The organism is Pseudomonas sp. EA_65y_Pfl1_P113, assembly GCF_963970525.1.
Taxonomy (GTDB): Bacteria; Pseudomonadota; Gammaproteobacteria; order Pseudomonadales; family Pseudomonadaceae; genus Aquipseudomonas; species Aquipseudomonas tritici.
Genome location: NZ_CAXAQM010000047.1, coordinates 1 through 14,008 on the forward strand (window position 1 = coordinate 1; position 14,008 = coordinate 14,008).

The 14,008-nt window shown below is 59.3% G+C and carries 15 protein-coding genes and 1 pseudogene; 3 read left to right on the forward strand and 13 right to left on the reverse strand.

Features of this window, described 5'->3' with window-relative positions; translation table 11 throughout:
* Positions 1-691 precede the first annotated feature (691 nt).
* The 3 genes from AACY52_RS25980 to AACY52_RS25990 all read right to left on the reverse strand — a co-directional run bounded on the left by AACY52_RS25980 (position 692) and on the right by AACY52_RS25990 (position 2,403).
* Positions 692-892 carry a hypothetical protein gene (locus AACY52_RS25980; RefSeq protein ID WP_339420812.1) on the reverse strand — a complete coding sequence of 67 codons (201 nt, stop codon included), beginning with the start codon at positions 890-892 and terminating at the stop codon, positions 692-694.
* Between the two features lie 202 nt (positions 893-1,094).
* Positions 1,095-2,003: a glutaminase B gene (gene glsB / locus AACY52_RS25985; RefSeq protein WP_339420877.1), complete on the reverse strand. Its 909-nt coding sequence runs from the start codon at positions 2,001-2,003 to the stop codon at positions 1,095-1,097.
* 55 nt (positions 2,004-2,058) lie between these two features.
* Complete coding sequence (locus AACY52_RS25990; protein ID WP_339420814.1) at positions 2,059-2,403, reverse strand: hypothetical protein; 345 nt, start codon at positions 2,401-2,403, stop codon at positions 2,059-2,061.
* A 91-nt stretch (positions 2,404-2,494) separates the two neighbouring features.
* Between AACY52_RS25990 and AACY52_RS25995 the strand changes: the two genes are divergently transcribed.
* A complete protein-coding gene (locus AACY52_RS25995) occupies positions 2,495-2,842 on the forward strand; it encodes a hypothetical protein (RefSeq protein ID WP_339420816.1) in 348 nt (115 codons plus the stop codon).
* A 56-nt stretch (positions 2,843-2,898) separates the two neighbouring features.
* On the opposite strand, the pseudogene AACY52_RS26000 reads toward AACY52_RS25995, so the two are convergent.
* From AACY52_RS26000 to AACY52_RS26015, 4 genes and pseudogenes are all read right to left on the reverse strand, one after another.
* Positions 2,899-3,038: pseudogene (locus tag AACY52_RS26000) on the reverse strand (LLM class flavin-dependent oxidoreductase); the annotation flags it as partial.
* Positions 3,039-3,145: 107 nt separating this feature from the next.
* Positions 3,146-3,850, reverse strand: a complete 705-nt coding sequence (gene aqpZ, locus AACY52_RS26005) for an aquaporin Z (protein ID WP_339420818.1) — start codon at positions 3,848-3,850, stop codon at positions 3,146-3,148.
* Between the two features lie 112 nt (positions 3,851-3,962).
* Entirely contained in the window at positions 3,963-5,144 is a 1,182-nt protein-coding gene (locus AACY52_RS26010; protein WP_339420820.1) for a sugar transporter, read from the reverse strand.
* 87 nt (positions 5,145-5,231) lie between these two features.
* The gene (locus AACY52_RS26015; RefSeq protein WP_339428216.1) at positions 5,232-6,230 is read right to left on the reverse strand and encodes a bile acid:sodium symporter family protein; all 999 of its coding nucleotides are present in this window, start codon (positions 6,228-6,230) and stop codon (positions 5,232-5,234) included.
* An 86-nt stretch (positions 6,231-6,316) separates the two neighbouring features.
* On the opposite strand from AACY52_RS26015, the gene AACY52_RS26020 reads away from it, so the two are divergent.
* Complete coding sequence (locus AACY52_RS26020) at positions 6,317-7,105, forward strand: helix-turn-helix transcriptional regulator (protein ID WP_339420824.1); 789 nt, start codon at positions 6,317-6,319, stop codon at positions 7,103-7,105.
* A gap of 316 nt (positions 7,106-7,421) precedes the next feature.
* Positions 7,422-7,850, forward strand: coding sequence for a hypothetical protein (locus AACY52_RS26025; protein ID WP_339420826.1), 429 nt, complete (start codon positions 7,422-7,424; stop codon positions 7,848-7,850).
* 140 nt (positions 7,851-7,990) lie between these two features.
* Here AACY52_RS26025 and AACY52_RS26030 read toward each other — a convergent pair whose 3' ends face one another.
* Genes AACY52_RS26030 through AACY52_RS26055 form a run of 6 tightly spaced genes read right to left on the reverse strand, consistent with a single transcriptional unit; the run spans position 7,991 to position 13,914 of the window.
* Positions 7,991-9,733, reverse strand: a complete 1,743-nt coding sequence (locus tag AACY52_RS26030) for an ABC transporter substrate-binding protein (protein WP_339420828.1) — start codon at positions 9,731-9,733, stop codon at positions 7,991-7,993.
* A gap of 32 nt (positions 9,734-9,765) precedes the next feature.
* Complete coding sequence (locus AACY52_RS26035) at positions 9,766-10,038, reverse strand: DUF2160 domain-containing protein (RefSeq protein ID WP_003232363.1); 273 nt, start codon at positions 10,036-10,038, stop codon at positions 9,766-9,768.
* A gap of 10 nt (positions 10,039-10,048) precedes the next feature.
* The gene (locus tag AACY52_RS26040; RefSeq protein ID WP_003232361.1) at positions 10,049-10,849 is read right to left on the reverse strand and encodes a carbohydrate ABC transporter permease; all 801 of its coding nucleotides are present in this window, start codon (positions 10,847-10,849) and stop codon (positions 10,049-10,051) included.
* A gap of 10 nt (positions 10,850-10,859) precedes the next feature.
* Positions 10,860-11,726 carry a sugar ABC transporter permease gene (locus tag AACY52_RS26045; RefSeq protein WP_339420831.1) on the reverse strand — a complete coding sequence of 289 codons (867 nt, stop codon included), beginning with the start codon at positions 11,724-11,726 and terminating at the stop codon, positions 10,860-10,862.
* Positions 11,723-12,820: an ABC transporter ATP-binding protein gene (locus tag AACY52_RS26050; protein WP_339420833.1), complete on the reverse strand. Its 1,098-nt coding sequence runs from the start codon at positions 12,818-12,820 to the stop codon at positions 11,723-11,725. The genes AACY52_RS26045 and AACY52_RS26050 overlap by 4 nt, the downstream gene beginning before the upstream one ends.
* A complete protein-coding gene (locus AACY52_RS26055) occupies positions 12,820-13,914 on the reverse strand; it encodes an ABC transporter ATP-binding protein (RefSeq protein WP_339560967.1) in 1,095 nt (364 codons plus the stop codon). Before AACY52_RS26055 ends, AACY52_RS26050 begins: the two co-directional genes overlap by 1 nt.
* Positions 13,915-14,008: the final 94 nt, after the last annotated feature.

The window sequence follows — 14,008 nt, forward strand, 5'->3', positions numbered from 1 at the left end:
TGCGCGACCTCTCTGTGACCTGCGCTCCCCGAACAGTAATCCTCAACAACCGACAATTTCGCCTGCTCTGTGTACTTTTTCATGACACCCCTGGATGTTGATGTCCAACATTTCGGGGTCAGATCAAATTTAAGTGCACACCATGTCTTGGCTTTGCGGGGCTGGGTAGATGACTTGGCCGGACGCATACGTCGCTCGGAAGTGCGCTGACTAACCTCTCTGCCGTCGCTGCCAATTCAGCGACCGGATTTGACCGTCCGACTTCAAAGAGCAACTGCAACTACACCGATCTTCGGCGTTTTTTTTACGCCTGATGTATTGTGTCGCGGCAGCTGTACGCGGGATACCTTCGGGTATGCCGGTTTTGCTTCTTTGGCCGGTCGGTCAACCCGCGTATAGCTGCCACCCTAATTCGGTTGACCGCGAATCGTGGCAGCTCCATTTACAAAGGAACTTCACCATGATCAAAGACAGTCCAAATCCCCCAGAAACACTCTTCACCGTGTGTCCTGATTTAGGCACGGAAACTCACCCGTTCCTCAACCAAGGAAACTCGAATAAAGTCAGACAACGCAGACGCTATGTAAGAGTCGACTTGTCGTGAGGGAAAAGCGATTTGATCGCCGTCCACGATCAGGTCTTCGAGCTTGGCAAGAGAATCAGGGAATTTTAAAAGTAATGTATGGCCACGTTAGAACGGAATCGCCCGAATGGCATATTGATCAAGCCCAAACGCAGCGAATTCAAACACCCCCGTTTCACGGATGCTCAACTCAATTGCATCAGGGTTGATGTAGTTCACCAGCAAATGAGCCGGAACTTTCGAGCTGAACGTGCTCTTTCCACTCCCGTTCGGTCCGGCGAACAGCCGGACGCGGGGGGTGGTGCTCAAGCCTGAATCTGCGCCTCAGTGATTTGTGGCTTAACTTTTTTACGTGACATGTTGGTCTCCGGCTCAGGGCAGGGGCAGATCAATGGCAGTTAGCATAGATCACCTCAAGCGTTGAACGCAGACTCGACTTTACCTCAATGTGTGTCCCATGTCCTCACACCCGGCTTGCGAACCAACATTTGCGTACTTCCCGTCCGAGACCTCAAAACACCGACCATCCGATCCGCTCACTCAACAACTCCAACGCCTTCATCCCCGCCAGCGAGTTCCCCGCCGCGTTCAGCTCCGGCGACCACACGCACACCGTAAACTGCCCCGGGACCACCGCGACAATCCCGCCGCCCACACCGCTTTTGCCGGGTAATCCCACGCGATAGGCGAAGTTCCCCGCCTCGTCATACAGCCCGCTGGTGGCCATGATCGAGTTGACTTGCTTGGTCTGGCGCGCGGTCAGGATTTGCTCGCCGCTGTGGGCGCTGGTGCCCTCGTTGGCGAGAAAGCTGAACGCCTTGGCCAGGTCCAGACAGCTCATCTGCAACGCGCAGTAGTTGAAGTAGCTGTGCAGCACCGCGTCTACATCGTTGTGGAAGTTACCGAAGGACTTCATCAGGTAAGCCATGGCCGCGTTGCGCGCGCCGTGCTGGGCTTCGGAGTCGGCGACGACGCTGTTCACCAGGATTTGCGGGTTGCCGGACAGGCGCCGTACAAAGTCGCGCATCGAAAGAATTGGCACGGCAAAGCGCGATTGGTTGATGTCACAGATCACCAGCGCGCCCGCATTGATAAACGGATTACGTGGGCGGCCGCACTCGAATTCCAGTTGCACCATGGAGTTGAACGGTTGCCCGGACGGTTCGTGGCCCAGGCGTTCCCAGATGGTTTCGCCGCCGTGATCGATGGCCTGTACCAGGCTGAACACCTTGGAGATGCTCTGCACCGAGAACAACGTATCGGCGTCACCGGCGCGGTAGGCCGAGCCGTCGTTGCCGTACACGGCGATGCCGATCTGGTTGGCCGGCACATCCGCCAGCGCGGGGATGTAGTCGGCGACGTTGCCGAGGCCGATCAGGGGGCGCACTTCGTCAAGGATCGAGTCCAGCAGCGCCTGCATATCTTGTCCTGTCATCTGTCTTTGAATCGGTAATAAGCGGGGCGCGGAGGATACTTCAATGCGCGCGGAAGCCCCACACAATCTCTACCACCCGCTCGGCCACCACCAGATACACCAGGATCAACAACAGCTGTAGCGCCAGGTGATAACGCAGCTTGGCCAATCGACGGATGCCATCGCTGACGTTCAACAGCATCAACAGCATCGACAGCACAATAAGCCCCCAGCCGGCCACGCTGGAGGCAAACACCCCGATAAACAGGTCCTGCTGGCCCACGAGCGTATTGGTCCCTGCCGCAAACAACAGCGCGCACACCAGCAGGTTTTTCACGTTGTCGAAAATCTGTGTGCTCAGATCGTTTTCCAGCAAGGCCAAATACCGCTTCCATAACGCGTGCATGGGTAACTACCGGGTAGGGATCGCTCGTCAATCAAAGTAGTCCAATTGCCCGTACACTGCACCGCTGCGCTTACCCAATGAGGACTTTTGCATGAAATTGATGATCGGCCTGGCCGCCCTGCTGTTGGTATCGGCTTGCACTTCAACAGCACCTAACACGCCACCTGCGCAAGACTCCACCGCATCGACTTGCCTGGCAGGCGGCGGCACGATGAAGCAAGTCGGCAAGTTGCAGAGCTGGAAATGCATCACGCCGTACAAGGATGCAGGCAAGGCGTGTACCGACTCTAGTCAGTGTGATGGCGAGTGCCAGACCAGTGTCACCACCCAAACTGGCAGCACGCCGATCAGCGGCACCTGCCAAGCGGACAACAGCCACTTCGGCTGCTCGGCGACGGTGGAAAAAGGCAAGCTCGGCCGGGCGATTTGCGTGGACTAAGGGTCACCCCGCTAGAACTGTGGGGGCTGCCTTGCCTGCTCCCACATTGAGCGCGTTCAGCATGTGAGATCAGCGAGGCCCATGTACTCGCGCAACGTCTCCCTTCATACGCCGTGCGGAACAACCCCTTGCGCTGCAAATGCGGAATCACTCTCTCCACACACTCCGTGAACGAGCCCGCCAGATACCCCGGCGAAGCCAAGGTCACTTGGGAACCCTTTCTCACCAGCGTGCAGCGGCAACTGCCAGAGCCAACACTGTCGAGCTTTAAGGCTGTACCGATTTTCTCAAATGTATAAAGTTTCAAGCCGGCTTTTGCTCGCCCAATGTGCGAGCTGCCAACGCGCCCAACACCCCGCCAACAACCGGCGCCACCCAGAACAACCACAACTGAACCCTATACTCGCCCCCGGCAAACAACGCCGGCCCGGTGCTACGGGCGGGGTTCACCGACGTATTGGTCACCGGGATCAGAACCAAGTGAATCAAGGTCAGCGCCAGGCCGATGGCAATCGGCGCAAAACCAGGCACAGCACCCGGTGCGGTCACGCGCATGATGATGAATACGAAGAAAAACGTGGCGATCAGTTCGGCCAGCACCGCAGCCTTCATGTCGAAGAGGGCTGGGCTCAATGGGCCGTAACCGTTGGCGGCAAAACCACCCACAGCGAAATCCGGCTGCCCGCTGGCAATCAGGTACAACGCCGCAGCGGCGACAATCGCTGCGCTGACCTGCGCCGCGATGTACGGCAGCACATCCCCCGCAGGAATGCGGCGCCCCGCCCATAGGCCAATGGTCACCGCAGGGTTGAAATGCCCGCCGGAGATTCCCCCTACCGCGTAGGCCATGGTCAATACCGTGAGACCAAACGCCAGCGAAACGCCCACAAAACCAATGCCTAAATCCGGGAATGCCGCCGCCAGGATGGCGCTGCCACAGCCGCCGAATGTCAGCCAGAAAGTACCCATGAATTCTGCGGTCAAACGCTTATGCACAATCAACTCCATTGCTGTTCAAGTGCCGTCACCACAGGCGGTGGGCGGCCCTGGGCGACGGTAGCAATGGGTATCAAAATACTGTGTAAGACTTGTCTGGTCGTAGGAGCGAGCTTGTTTGCTCCTACCTGGGCACACCCGGCCCAAACTGCCTGATCGCCAAGCAATACCCAATCAACGCCACCGCCGCCAGCAACCCGCCCGCCGCGCCGATCCAGGCGAAGCCGAACTGGCTGCCGACCCAGCTGCCCATCAGTGCGCCGCCGCCGATGCCGATGTTGTAAATGCCGGAGAACATCGCCATGGCCACGTCGGTGGCGTCCGGTGCCAGTACCAGCACTTTGGACTGCATGGCAAGGCCAAAGCCCATGATCGCCATGCCCCAGAAAATACTCAGCACCACCAGGTAGGATTGCGCACCGCTCAACGGCAGTAGCAGCGCCAGGCACGCGGCCAGAATAAATACCGCGCCGACGACGAATACATGCGGGTTGAAGCGGTGCACCAGGCTGAACAGCAGCGAGCCGATGATGCCCGCGCCGCCGAATACCAGCAGGATCAGGGTCACCGCGCTGCCGCTCATACCGGCCACGCCTTCGACGAAGGGTTCGATGTAGCTGTAGGCGGTGAATTGCGCGGTGACGGTCATCGCGGTAAGCACATAAAGCGCTACCAGCGCCGGGCGCTTGAACAGCAGCGGCAGGCTGCGCAGGGAGCCGGAGTTCTGGCTCGGCAATAGCGGCAAGGTGCGCGCCAGCCAGAACACCAGCGCGGCAGCGAAGGCGCCGATCACCAGGAACGTGGTGCGCCAGCCCATGGCTTCGCCGAGCAGGCGACCCAGCGGAATGCCCAGGACCATCGCCAGGGAAGTACCGGTGGCCAGAAGGCCGAGGGCTTGCACCTGCTTGCCTTCCGGCGCTAGACGTACCGCCAGCGACGCGGTGATCGACCAGAACAGCGCATGGGACAAGGCAATGCCGATGCGGCTGAGCATCAGGAGGCCGAAGCTGTTGGCGACACTGGAGAGAATGTGGCTGACGATAAACATGCAAAACAGCACGATCAGCAGCTTGCGCCGTTCGATGTTGCGGGTGAGCAGCATCACCGGCAGGGAGGTCAGGGACACGATCCAGGCGTAGATCGTGAGCATCAGGCCGACGCTGGACACCGGCATGTCGAAGCTGGCACCGATGGCACTGAGCAGCCCAACGGGCACGAATTCGGTGGTATTAAACACAAAGGCGGCCAACGCGAGGGCGATGACCGGTTGCCAATTGGTTTGGGGGGTTGCGGCTGAAATGCTCATTGACGGGTCGGTCTACTCAGTTTCCGCGTTGATCAAGCCGGCCCAGTGCCGGCCCTTGAGCAGCGCGGAAAAATAGTAACACGAGCCTCAAGGATCGACTTGCGCCGTCAGCTCCTGAATCGATTCTGGCCGATTGGCGTAACGCTGGGCCAGTGCCGCGCACACCATCAGTTGGATCTGGTGAAACAGCATCAATGGCAGGATCAGTACGCCCATGGTCGCGCCGGCAAACAGCACCTGAGCCATCGGCACGCCGGTCGCGAGGCTCTTCTTCGAGCCGCAGAACAGAATGGTGATGCGGTCTTCCTGGTTAAAGCCGAAGGCCTTGCCCAGCACCGCCGACGCCACCAACACCAAGGCCAGCAACACGCAGCACGCCACCACCAGCCCGCCCAGCTCCCACAGAGGGATCTGGTGCCAGATGCCTTCATTGACCGCTTCGCTGAACGCGCCGTACACCACCAGCAGGATCGAGCCTTGATCGACGAATTTCAGCCAGGATTTATTGCGCCCCACCCACTCACCAATCCAGCGACGCGCGATCTGCCCGGCGATGAACGGCAGCAGCAATTGCACGCTGATTTTCAGGATTGCGTCGACGGTCGAGCCGCCGTCACCGTGCACGTCGAGCAGCAACGTCACCAACAGCGGCGTGAGGAAGATGCCAAACAGGCTGGAGGCCGCCGCACTGCAAATCGCCGCCGGGATATTGCCGCGTGCCAGGGACGTGAAGGCAATCGCCGACTGCACGGTAGCCGGTAAAGCGCAGAGGTAGAGCATGCCCATGTACAGGTCGTTGCCGATCAGCGGTGACAGCAGCGGCTTGAGCGCCAGGCCCAACAGCGGGAACAGCACGAAGGTCAGGCTGAACACCAGCAGGTGCAGGCGCCAGTGACCGGCGCCAGCAACAATGGCCTGGCGCGACAGCTTGGCGCCGTGCAGGAAAAACAGCAGCGCAATGGCCAGGTTGGTGAGCCAGCCGAAGGCCACGGCGGTCTGGCCGCTGGCGGGCAACAGGGAGGCGAGGATTACCGTGGCGATCAGCGTCAGGGTGAAGTTGTCGGGCAGGAAACGCGGGCGGGTCATAAGCAGGATCTTCCAGGGGTTGCCAAGAGCGTCACCGCGACTCTAACGTAACGGTTTATTACCGACTAACGCCAATGAGCCAGTAAATGCCGCCTAAAGGACATGACAAGACCGTCCGCCGCAGTGTGCCCGGGCTCTCCAGCCTGCCACGGCCGGTATATGGGCGCACTGAATCGCTGCCCAACCGCGCGCTGACCCGTCGGCACAGCCACCCTTGGGTGCAATTGTCCTACGCGATTTCCGGGGTGCTGGAGATCCAGACCAGCGTCGGCCGTTTCGTAGCGCCGCCACAGCGCGCGGTGTGGATACCGGCAGGAATGCCACACCGCGTGTTCAGCTCGCCCCACACGGAAATGCGCAGCCTGTACCTCGATTGCAGCGTCACGGCCTGGGCGGCTGAACGCTGTCATGTGTTGGAAGTGAGCAGTTTGCTGCGCGAGTTGATCCGCAGCTTCAGCGAACTGCCGGTGGAATATGCCGAGGATGGGCCGGATGGGCGTTTGGCGCAGGTGGTACTGGACCAACTGGCGGCGGCGCCGCAGGTTGATTTGATGCTGCCGCTGCCACTGGACCCGCGCTTGCGCCAGATCTACCGCAGTTTAAACCTGCACCCGGAGCAGCAGACAACGTTGGGCCAGTGGAGCCAAAAGCTGGACGTGAGTGAGAAGACGTTGAGCCGGTTGTTTTTGAGGGATACCGGGCTGACGTTTCGCGCATGGCGCCAGCGCTTGCGGTTGCTCACCGCCCTGCCCGCCCTGGAGCAAGGCGAGCGGGTAACAGATGTCGCGTTGGGGTGTGGGTATGAGTCGACGTCGGCGTTTATCAATGCGTTCAGGCAACAGTTCGAGGCCACACCCGGTGAGTTTTTCCGCTGACCCCTCAAACACTGCAAATTCACTTTGGGGGGGGTCAGCTACCGTTACCACTGTCGGCTTCTTCAAAGAAGTAGTCCTTCCAGCTGTCGGCCTTTTTTTTCAGCACGCCAGCGAGGCAACCAGAAGGGTCCAAGAGAAGCGCTTGAGGGTGATGGGGTTCTGCCGCACTTTTGAGAAGGTGAACGAGGGTAGCCACGATTTTTAAGACGGGAAAAGAATATCGAGGTCTATTGTTATGTAAATCACCCACAAACAGGCGCTCGGCTGCTATTGTGCCGCGCTTTGAAAAACCGCCGAATCTGCGAGGAAATGGACGTTGAACACTGACGAAAAAATGACCGGGGACCTGTTCGAGGTGGATAAGCGCCTGTCACTCAAACCCGTGGTGGACTTCAACGCCTACCTGCGCAGCGCTTTCGGCGAAGGCCCGTGCACCTGCATCCGCTGCACCGCCAGCCAGGGTGATGAAACCGGCTACACGTTCCAGCACACCTTCACTTTTGACGGTAAACCTACCCACCGCCGCTTCGCCACCACCGCCGGCAGTGATGTGTTGCAGGCACTGAAGAAAGCCTGGTTGTCGTACACCAAGGCCGAGTTGCCGTTGAGCGGCGTACTGGCGCTGGAGACGGTGAAGGAGTTTGTCGAGCCACAACTGCATAAACGCCTGGCACCGCTGTTTTTGGCCAGTGAGTTGGTCAAGGATGTCGAGGGGGAGTTGCTGGTTCAGCCACAGGCGGCGTGATCGTCAAGTCACCGCAGGACAACAGGTGGGAGCTGGCAAGCCAGCCCCACCTTTGATTTGTATCGTTCTGAAATTTGCATGCTGTGAGTGTCGGAAAAACAAAACGGCACCTGAGTGCCGTTTTGCTTCACTCAAAGCGCTTACTTACGCGCCGCCTCCCACGACTTGAGCAGGTCGCTGTAGCTCACGGTCTCGCCTTTGGGCTTCTCATTCGCCAGTTTCGGTTTTGGCGCGCCCGGCTGGTCGAACCAGTATTGCGCGTCACGCTCGGGGTTCATTTTCGGACCGCACACCGGCTGCACCTTGGAGCGTTCCAGGCGCGCCATGATCGCGTCTTGCTCCTTGGCCAGGTTGTCCAGCGCTTGCTGCGGGGTTTTCTCGCCGCTGGCAGCAGCGGCAATGTTGCTCCACCACAGTTGCGCAAGGCGTGGGTAGTCCGGCACGTTGGTGCCGGTTGGCGACCATTCGGTACGGGCCGGGCTGCGGTAGAACTCCACCAACCCCCCCAGTTTCGGCGCCATGTCGGTCATGGCCTGGGAGTTGATGTCGGACTCACGAATCGGCGTCAGGCCAACGATGGTTTTCTTCAGTGACACGGTCTTCGAGGTCACGAACTGCGCGTAAAGCCAGGCCGCGAGTTTCTGTTTCTCCGGCGTCGACTTGAGGAAGGTCCAGGAACCGACGTCCTGATAGCCCTTCTTCATGCCCTTTTCCCAATACGGTCCGACAGGTGACGGCGCCATGCGCCATTTCGGCGTGCCGTCGGCATTCACCACCGGCAGGCCCGGTTTGACCATATCGGCGGTAAACGCGGTGTACCAAAAGATCTGCTGGGCGATGTTGCCTTGGGACGGCACCGGGCCGGATTCGGAGAAGGTCATGCCCGCCGCTTCCGGTGGCGCGTAGGCTTTCATCCAGTCCACGTATTTCTGTGTGGCAAATACCGCGGCCGGGCCGTTGGTGTCGCCGCCACGGGTGACGCTGGAGCCCACCGGGTGGCAGTCCTCCACACGAATGCCCCACTCGTCCACCGGCAAGCCGTTGGGCAGGCCCTTGTCGCCGCCACCGGCCATGGAGAACCAGGCATCGGTGAAGCGCCAGCCCAGGGACGGGTCCTTCTTGCCGTAGTCCATGTGCCCATAAATGCGCTTGCCGTCGATTTCCTTGACGTCTTCGCTGAAGAACTTGGCGATGTCTTCATAGGCCGACCAGTTCACCGGCACACCGAGGTCGTAGCCGTATTTTTCCTTGAACTTGGCTTTCAGCTCCGGACGCTCGAACCAGTCGGCGCGGAACCAGTAGAGGTTGGCGAACTGTTGGTCGGGCAATTGGTAGATCTTGCCGTCCGGCGCAGTGGTGAATGAGATGCCGATGAAGTCCTTGAGGTCAAGGGTCGGTGAGGTGAAGCTCTTGCCTTCATTGGCCATCAGGTCGGTGATGGATTCGGTCTTGCCGTAGCGAAAGTGCGTACCGATCAGGTCCGAGTCATTGACCCAGCCATCATAGATGTTCTTGTCGGACTGCATCTGGGTTTGCAGTTTCTCCACCACGTCGCCTTCCTGCAGCAGGTCGTGGGTCAGATTGATCCCGGTGATTTCAGTGAAGGCCTTGGCCAGCACCTTGGACTCGTACTCGTGGGTGGTGAGGGTTTCCGACACCACGTTGATCTTCATACCACGGAAGGGTTCGGCGGCTTTGATGAACCACTTCAACTCTTCGAGCTGTTGGGCTTCGGTGAGCGTCGACGGCTTGAACTCGCTGCCGATCCATTTTTTTGCGGCATCTTCATACGCATCGGCCCAGGCCGAGGCGCTCAAACCGCTGAGGGCCAGTACGGCGGCCAATGAAATGCTATGTCGCAGCTTATTGTTTTTATTCAACATAGAGACCTCCAGGTGGTTTATTCACAAGGGCTTCAGCCCCAACGCATCACACTCAACAGCCATACCAGGGAGAGCGCGGACGCCACCCAGATGCTCCAGTCGGTAACGCCGATGACCAGCAAATGCAGGTAAGCGCTACCGAGAAGACCGATAAACAAACGATCACCACGGGTGGTGCTGATCGGCAGAAACCCCCGCCGGGGGATACTCGGCGAGCGCAGTTCCCAAGTGGTCATGCCCGCCAGGATCAGGGCTATGCCGCCAAAGAACAGCGCCGTGGGGGTGGTCCAGGCCATCCATTCCATCATCGACTCCTCAGACCCGGCCCAGGGCAAAGCCCTTGGCCACGTGGTTGCGAACAAACCAGATCACCAGCATGCCGGGAAGGATAGTCAACACCCCCGCCGCCGCCAGTACGCCCCAATCGATACCCGACGCCGAGACCGTGCGCGTCATCACCGCCGCAATAGGCTTGGCGTTGACCGAGGTCAGGGTGCGCGCCAGCAGCAGTTCGACCCAGGAAAACATGAAGCAGAAAAACGCGGTCACACCGATACCGGAGCCAATCAACGGGATAAAAATCTTCACGAAAAACTTAGGAAACGAGTAGCCATCGATGTAGGCGGTTTCGTCGATTTCCTTAGGTACGCCGGACATGAAGCCTTCGAGGATCCACACCGCCAACGGCACGTTGAACAGGCAGTGCGCCAGGGCGACGGCGATGTGCGTGTCAAACAGACCGATCGACGAATACAGCTGGAAGAACGGCAGCAAAAACACCGCCGGCGGCGCCATCCGGTTGGTCAGCAGCCAGAAAAACAGATGCTTGTCGCCGAGGAAACGGTAGCGCGAAAACGCATAGGCCGCCGGCAGCGCCACGCTCAAGGAGATCACCGTGTTCAGGCTCACGTAGTACAGCGAGTTGAGGTAGCCGGTGTACCAGCTTGGATCGGTGAAGATCACCTTGTAGTTGGCCAGGGTGAAATCCTGCGGAAACAGCGTCAGCCCGCCGAGGATTTCGGTGTTGCTCTTGAAGGACATGTTCAGCAGCCAATAGATCGGCACCAGCAGGAACAGGATGTAGATCAGCAGCGGTATAAGCTTGCGCTTGCTCATGTTGGCGGCCTCAGCGATTGGCGTCGGAGTGGGTCATGGCGGTGTAGAACAGCCAGGACACCAACAGAATGATCAGGAAATACACCAGCGAGAATGCCGCCGCCGGGCCCAGGTCGAATTGGCCTACGGCCATCTGGGTCAGTGTCTGACTCAGGAAGGTGGTGGCGTTACCCGGTCCACCGCCCGTGAGGACGAAGGGCTCGGTATAGATCATGAAGCTGTCCATGAAACGCAGCATTACCGCGATCAGCAGCACGCTTTTCATCTTCGGCAACTGGATATGTCGGAAAACTGCCCAGGCGGATGCCCGATCAATCCGCGCAGCCTGGTAGTACACATCCGGAATGGCGCGCAGTCCCGAATAACAGAGCAGCGCTACCAGCGACGTCCAGTGCCACACGTCCATTACCAGCACGGTGACCCAGGCGTCCGCCGTGTTGGCCGCGTAGTTGTAGCTGATGCCCAGGGCGTTGAGGCTGTAACCCAACAAACCGATGTCGGCGCGCCCGAAAATCTGCCAAATAGTGCCCACCACGTTCCATGGAATCAGCAGCGGAATGGCGAGGATGATCAACACCAGCGACGACCAGCGGCCCTTGGTCGGCATGGTCAGGGCGATGGCGATGCCCAGCGGGATTTCGATCAGCAGCACGCAGGCCGAGTAGATGAACTGACGCAGCAGCGAATCATGCAGACGCGGGTCGAGCAGCACTTGCTTGTACCACTCCACACCGACGAAGTAGCGGCTGGATTGGTCAAAGATGTCCTGCACCGAATAGTTGACCACGGTCATCATCGGGATTACCGCACTGAACGCCACCAGCAGGAACACCGGCAACACCAGCCACCAGGCCTTGTTGTTCTGCACCTTGTTCATGGCAGCGCCTCCTGCAGGTAATCGTCGGCATACACCATCAGCCATTGCGACGGGAAACTGATGGAAGCCTTGCCTTCGGGCACCGCTTTATCTTCGGACAGACGCACTTTGAGCGTGGCGCCGTCAAGGTTGAGGGTGAGGATCTTGTAGGTGCCGAGGTCTTCAAGGTGTGTGACATCAGCCTGCAGGGCGTCAGGGCTGTGCTCGTCCCACACGTGGATAAATTCCGGACGGATACCTACCTGCAATTTCTTGTAATCGGTGCTGGCAATACGTTGCTGCAAAGCCTCGGACAATGGCAGGTGCGTGCCGGCAAACCGCACCCCACCCGCCTCGGCCTGCACCTCGATCAGATTCATCCCAGGGCTGCCGATGAAATAGCCGACAAAGGTGTGGCTCGGCCGTTCGAACAAGTCACGGGGCGTGCCGAACTGCACGATCTGGCCGCCGTACATCACCGCGATCTTGTCGGCGAAGGTCGAGGCCTCCAACTGGTCGTGGGTCACGTAGACCATGGTGATGTTGAATTGCTCGTGGATCTGCTTGAGCTTGCGCCGCAGCTTCCATTTGAGGTGCGGGTCGATCACCGTCAGCGGTTCGTCGAACAGGATCGCCGACACGTCGTCGCGCACCAGGCCACGGCCCATGGAGACTTTCTGCTTTTCGTCGGCGGTGAGGTTGCGTGCTTTTTTGCTCAACAGGCTGTGCAGGTCGAGGACTTCGGCAATTTCCTGCACCTTGCTGTGAATTTTCGCCTCAGCCATGCCCTGGTTGCGCAGGGGAAATGCCAGGTTGTCGAACACCGTCATGGTGTCGTACACCACCGGGAACTGGAACACCTGGGCAATGTTGCGTTTTTCCGGAGTGAGTTCGTTGACCGCCTTGCCGTCGAACAGCACCTGGCCTTCAGACGGGCTGAGCAGGCCGGAAATGATATTGAGCAAAGTCGACTTGCCGCAGCCGGACGGCCCGAGCAAGGCGTAGGCTCCCCCCTGCTCCCACACGTGGTTCATTTCCCGAATCGCGTAGTCCTCAGGACCACTCGGCGTAGGGCTGTAGCTATGCGCCAGGTTCTGCAAATGGATCTCGGCCATCAGGCAACCCTCGCGACACGGCGCCCGGGGGCCTGGACCAAACGGTCCTGGCCATCGAACACAAACAGTTTATGGGTGGGGATATACACGCGAATCGGCGCGTCGACGTCGTATTCGTGCACCCCCGACAGGTGCAGCACCAGCAGGAAGTGTTCGCTGCGTACGTGCAGGAAGGTTTCCGAGCCGCTGATCTCCGCGACTTCCACGGTCACCGCCAGTTCTAGGTCGTCGTCGTTGCTCGGTACCAGGCTGATATGGCTGGGGCGTGCGCCAAAACGGAAATCGCCTTCGCCGATGGGGCGCAGGTCGACGTTCAGCGGGAAGTGCACGAAATTGGCGAAGCTCACTTCGTTGCCACTGATACGCCCTGGCATCAGGTTGATCGGCGGTTCGGAAAACAGCTCAGCGGCCAGCACGGTCTGCGGCTGGTGATACACCTCGGCGGCTTTACCGCTCTGGATCACCCGGCCTTCGTGAAGAATGGTGGTGGTGCCACCGAGGGCCAACGCTTCATTGGGCTCGGTGGTGGCGTAGATGGCAATGGTGTGACGTGCTGCGAAGAGTTCGCGCATTTCCTGACGCAGCTCTTCTCGCAGTTTGTAGTCCAGGTTCACCAACGGCTCATCGAACAGGATCAATTCGGCGTCCTTGACCAACGCGCGGGCCATGGCCGTGCGTTGCTGCTGGCCACCGGAGAGTTCCAGCGGGTGGCGCTGGAGGAATTTCTCGATGCGTAGCATCTTCGCAGTTTCCAGCACCTTGCCCTGGATCACCTCGTCGGACACGCCAGCCTGGCGCAACGGCGAGGCGATGTTCTCAAACACGGTCATGGTCGGGTAGTTGATGAACTGCTGATACACCATCGACACGTTGCGCAGGCGCACCGGCTTTTGCGTGACATCCACACCGTTCATCAGGATGCGGCCACTGCTGGGTTTGTCCAAGCCGGCCATCAGGCGCATCAGACTGGTCTTGCCGGACAGGGTGCGACCGAGCAGGACGTTGAAGGAGCCGGCTTCGAAACGCAGGTTGGCGTCGTCGATCCAGGTTTGGCCTTCGACAACGCGGGAGACATTTTCCAGGGTCAATGACATGACACGACCTTTTTTATTATTGGAATGAATCTGGCGAGATGTCAGAGCGAGTTTCGTGCCAAAACCGCAAGTGTTTGATGCGCAAGGAAATGGG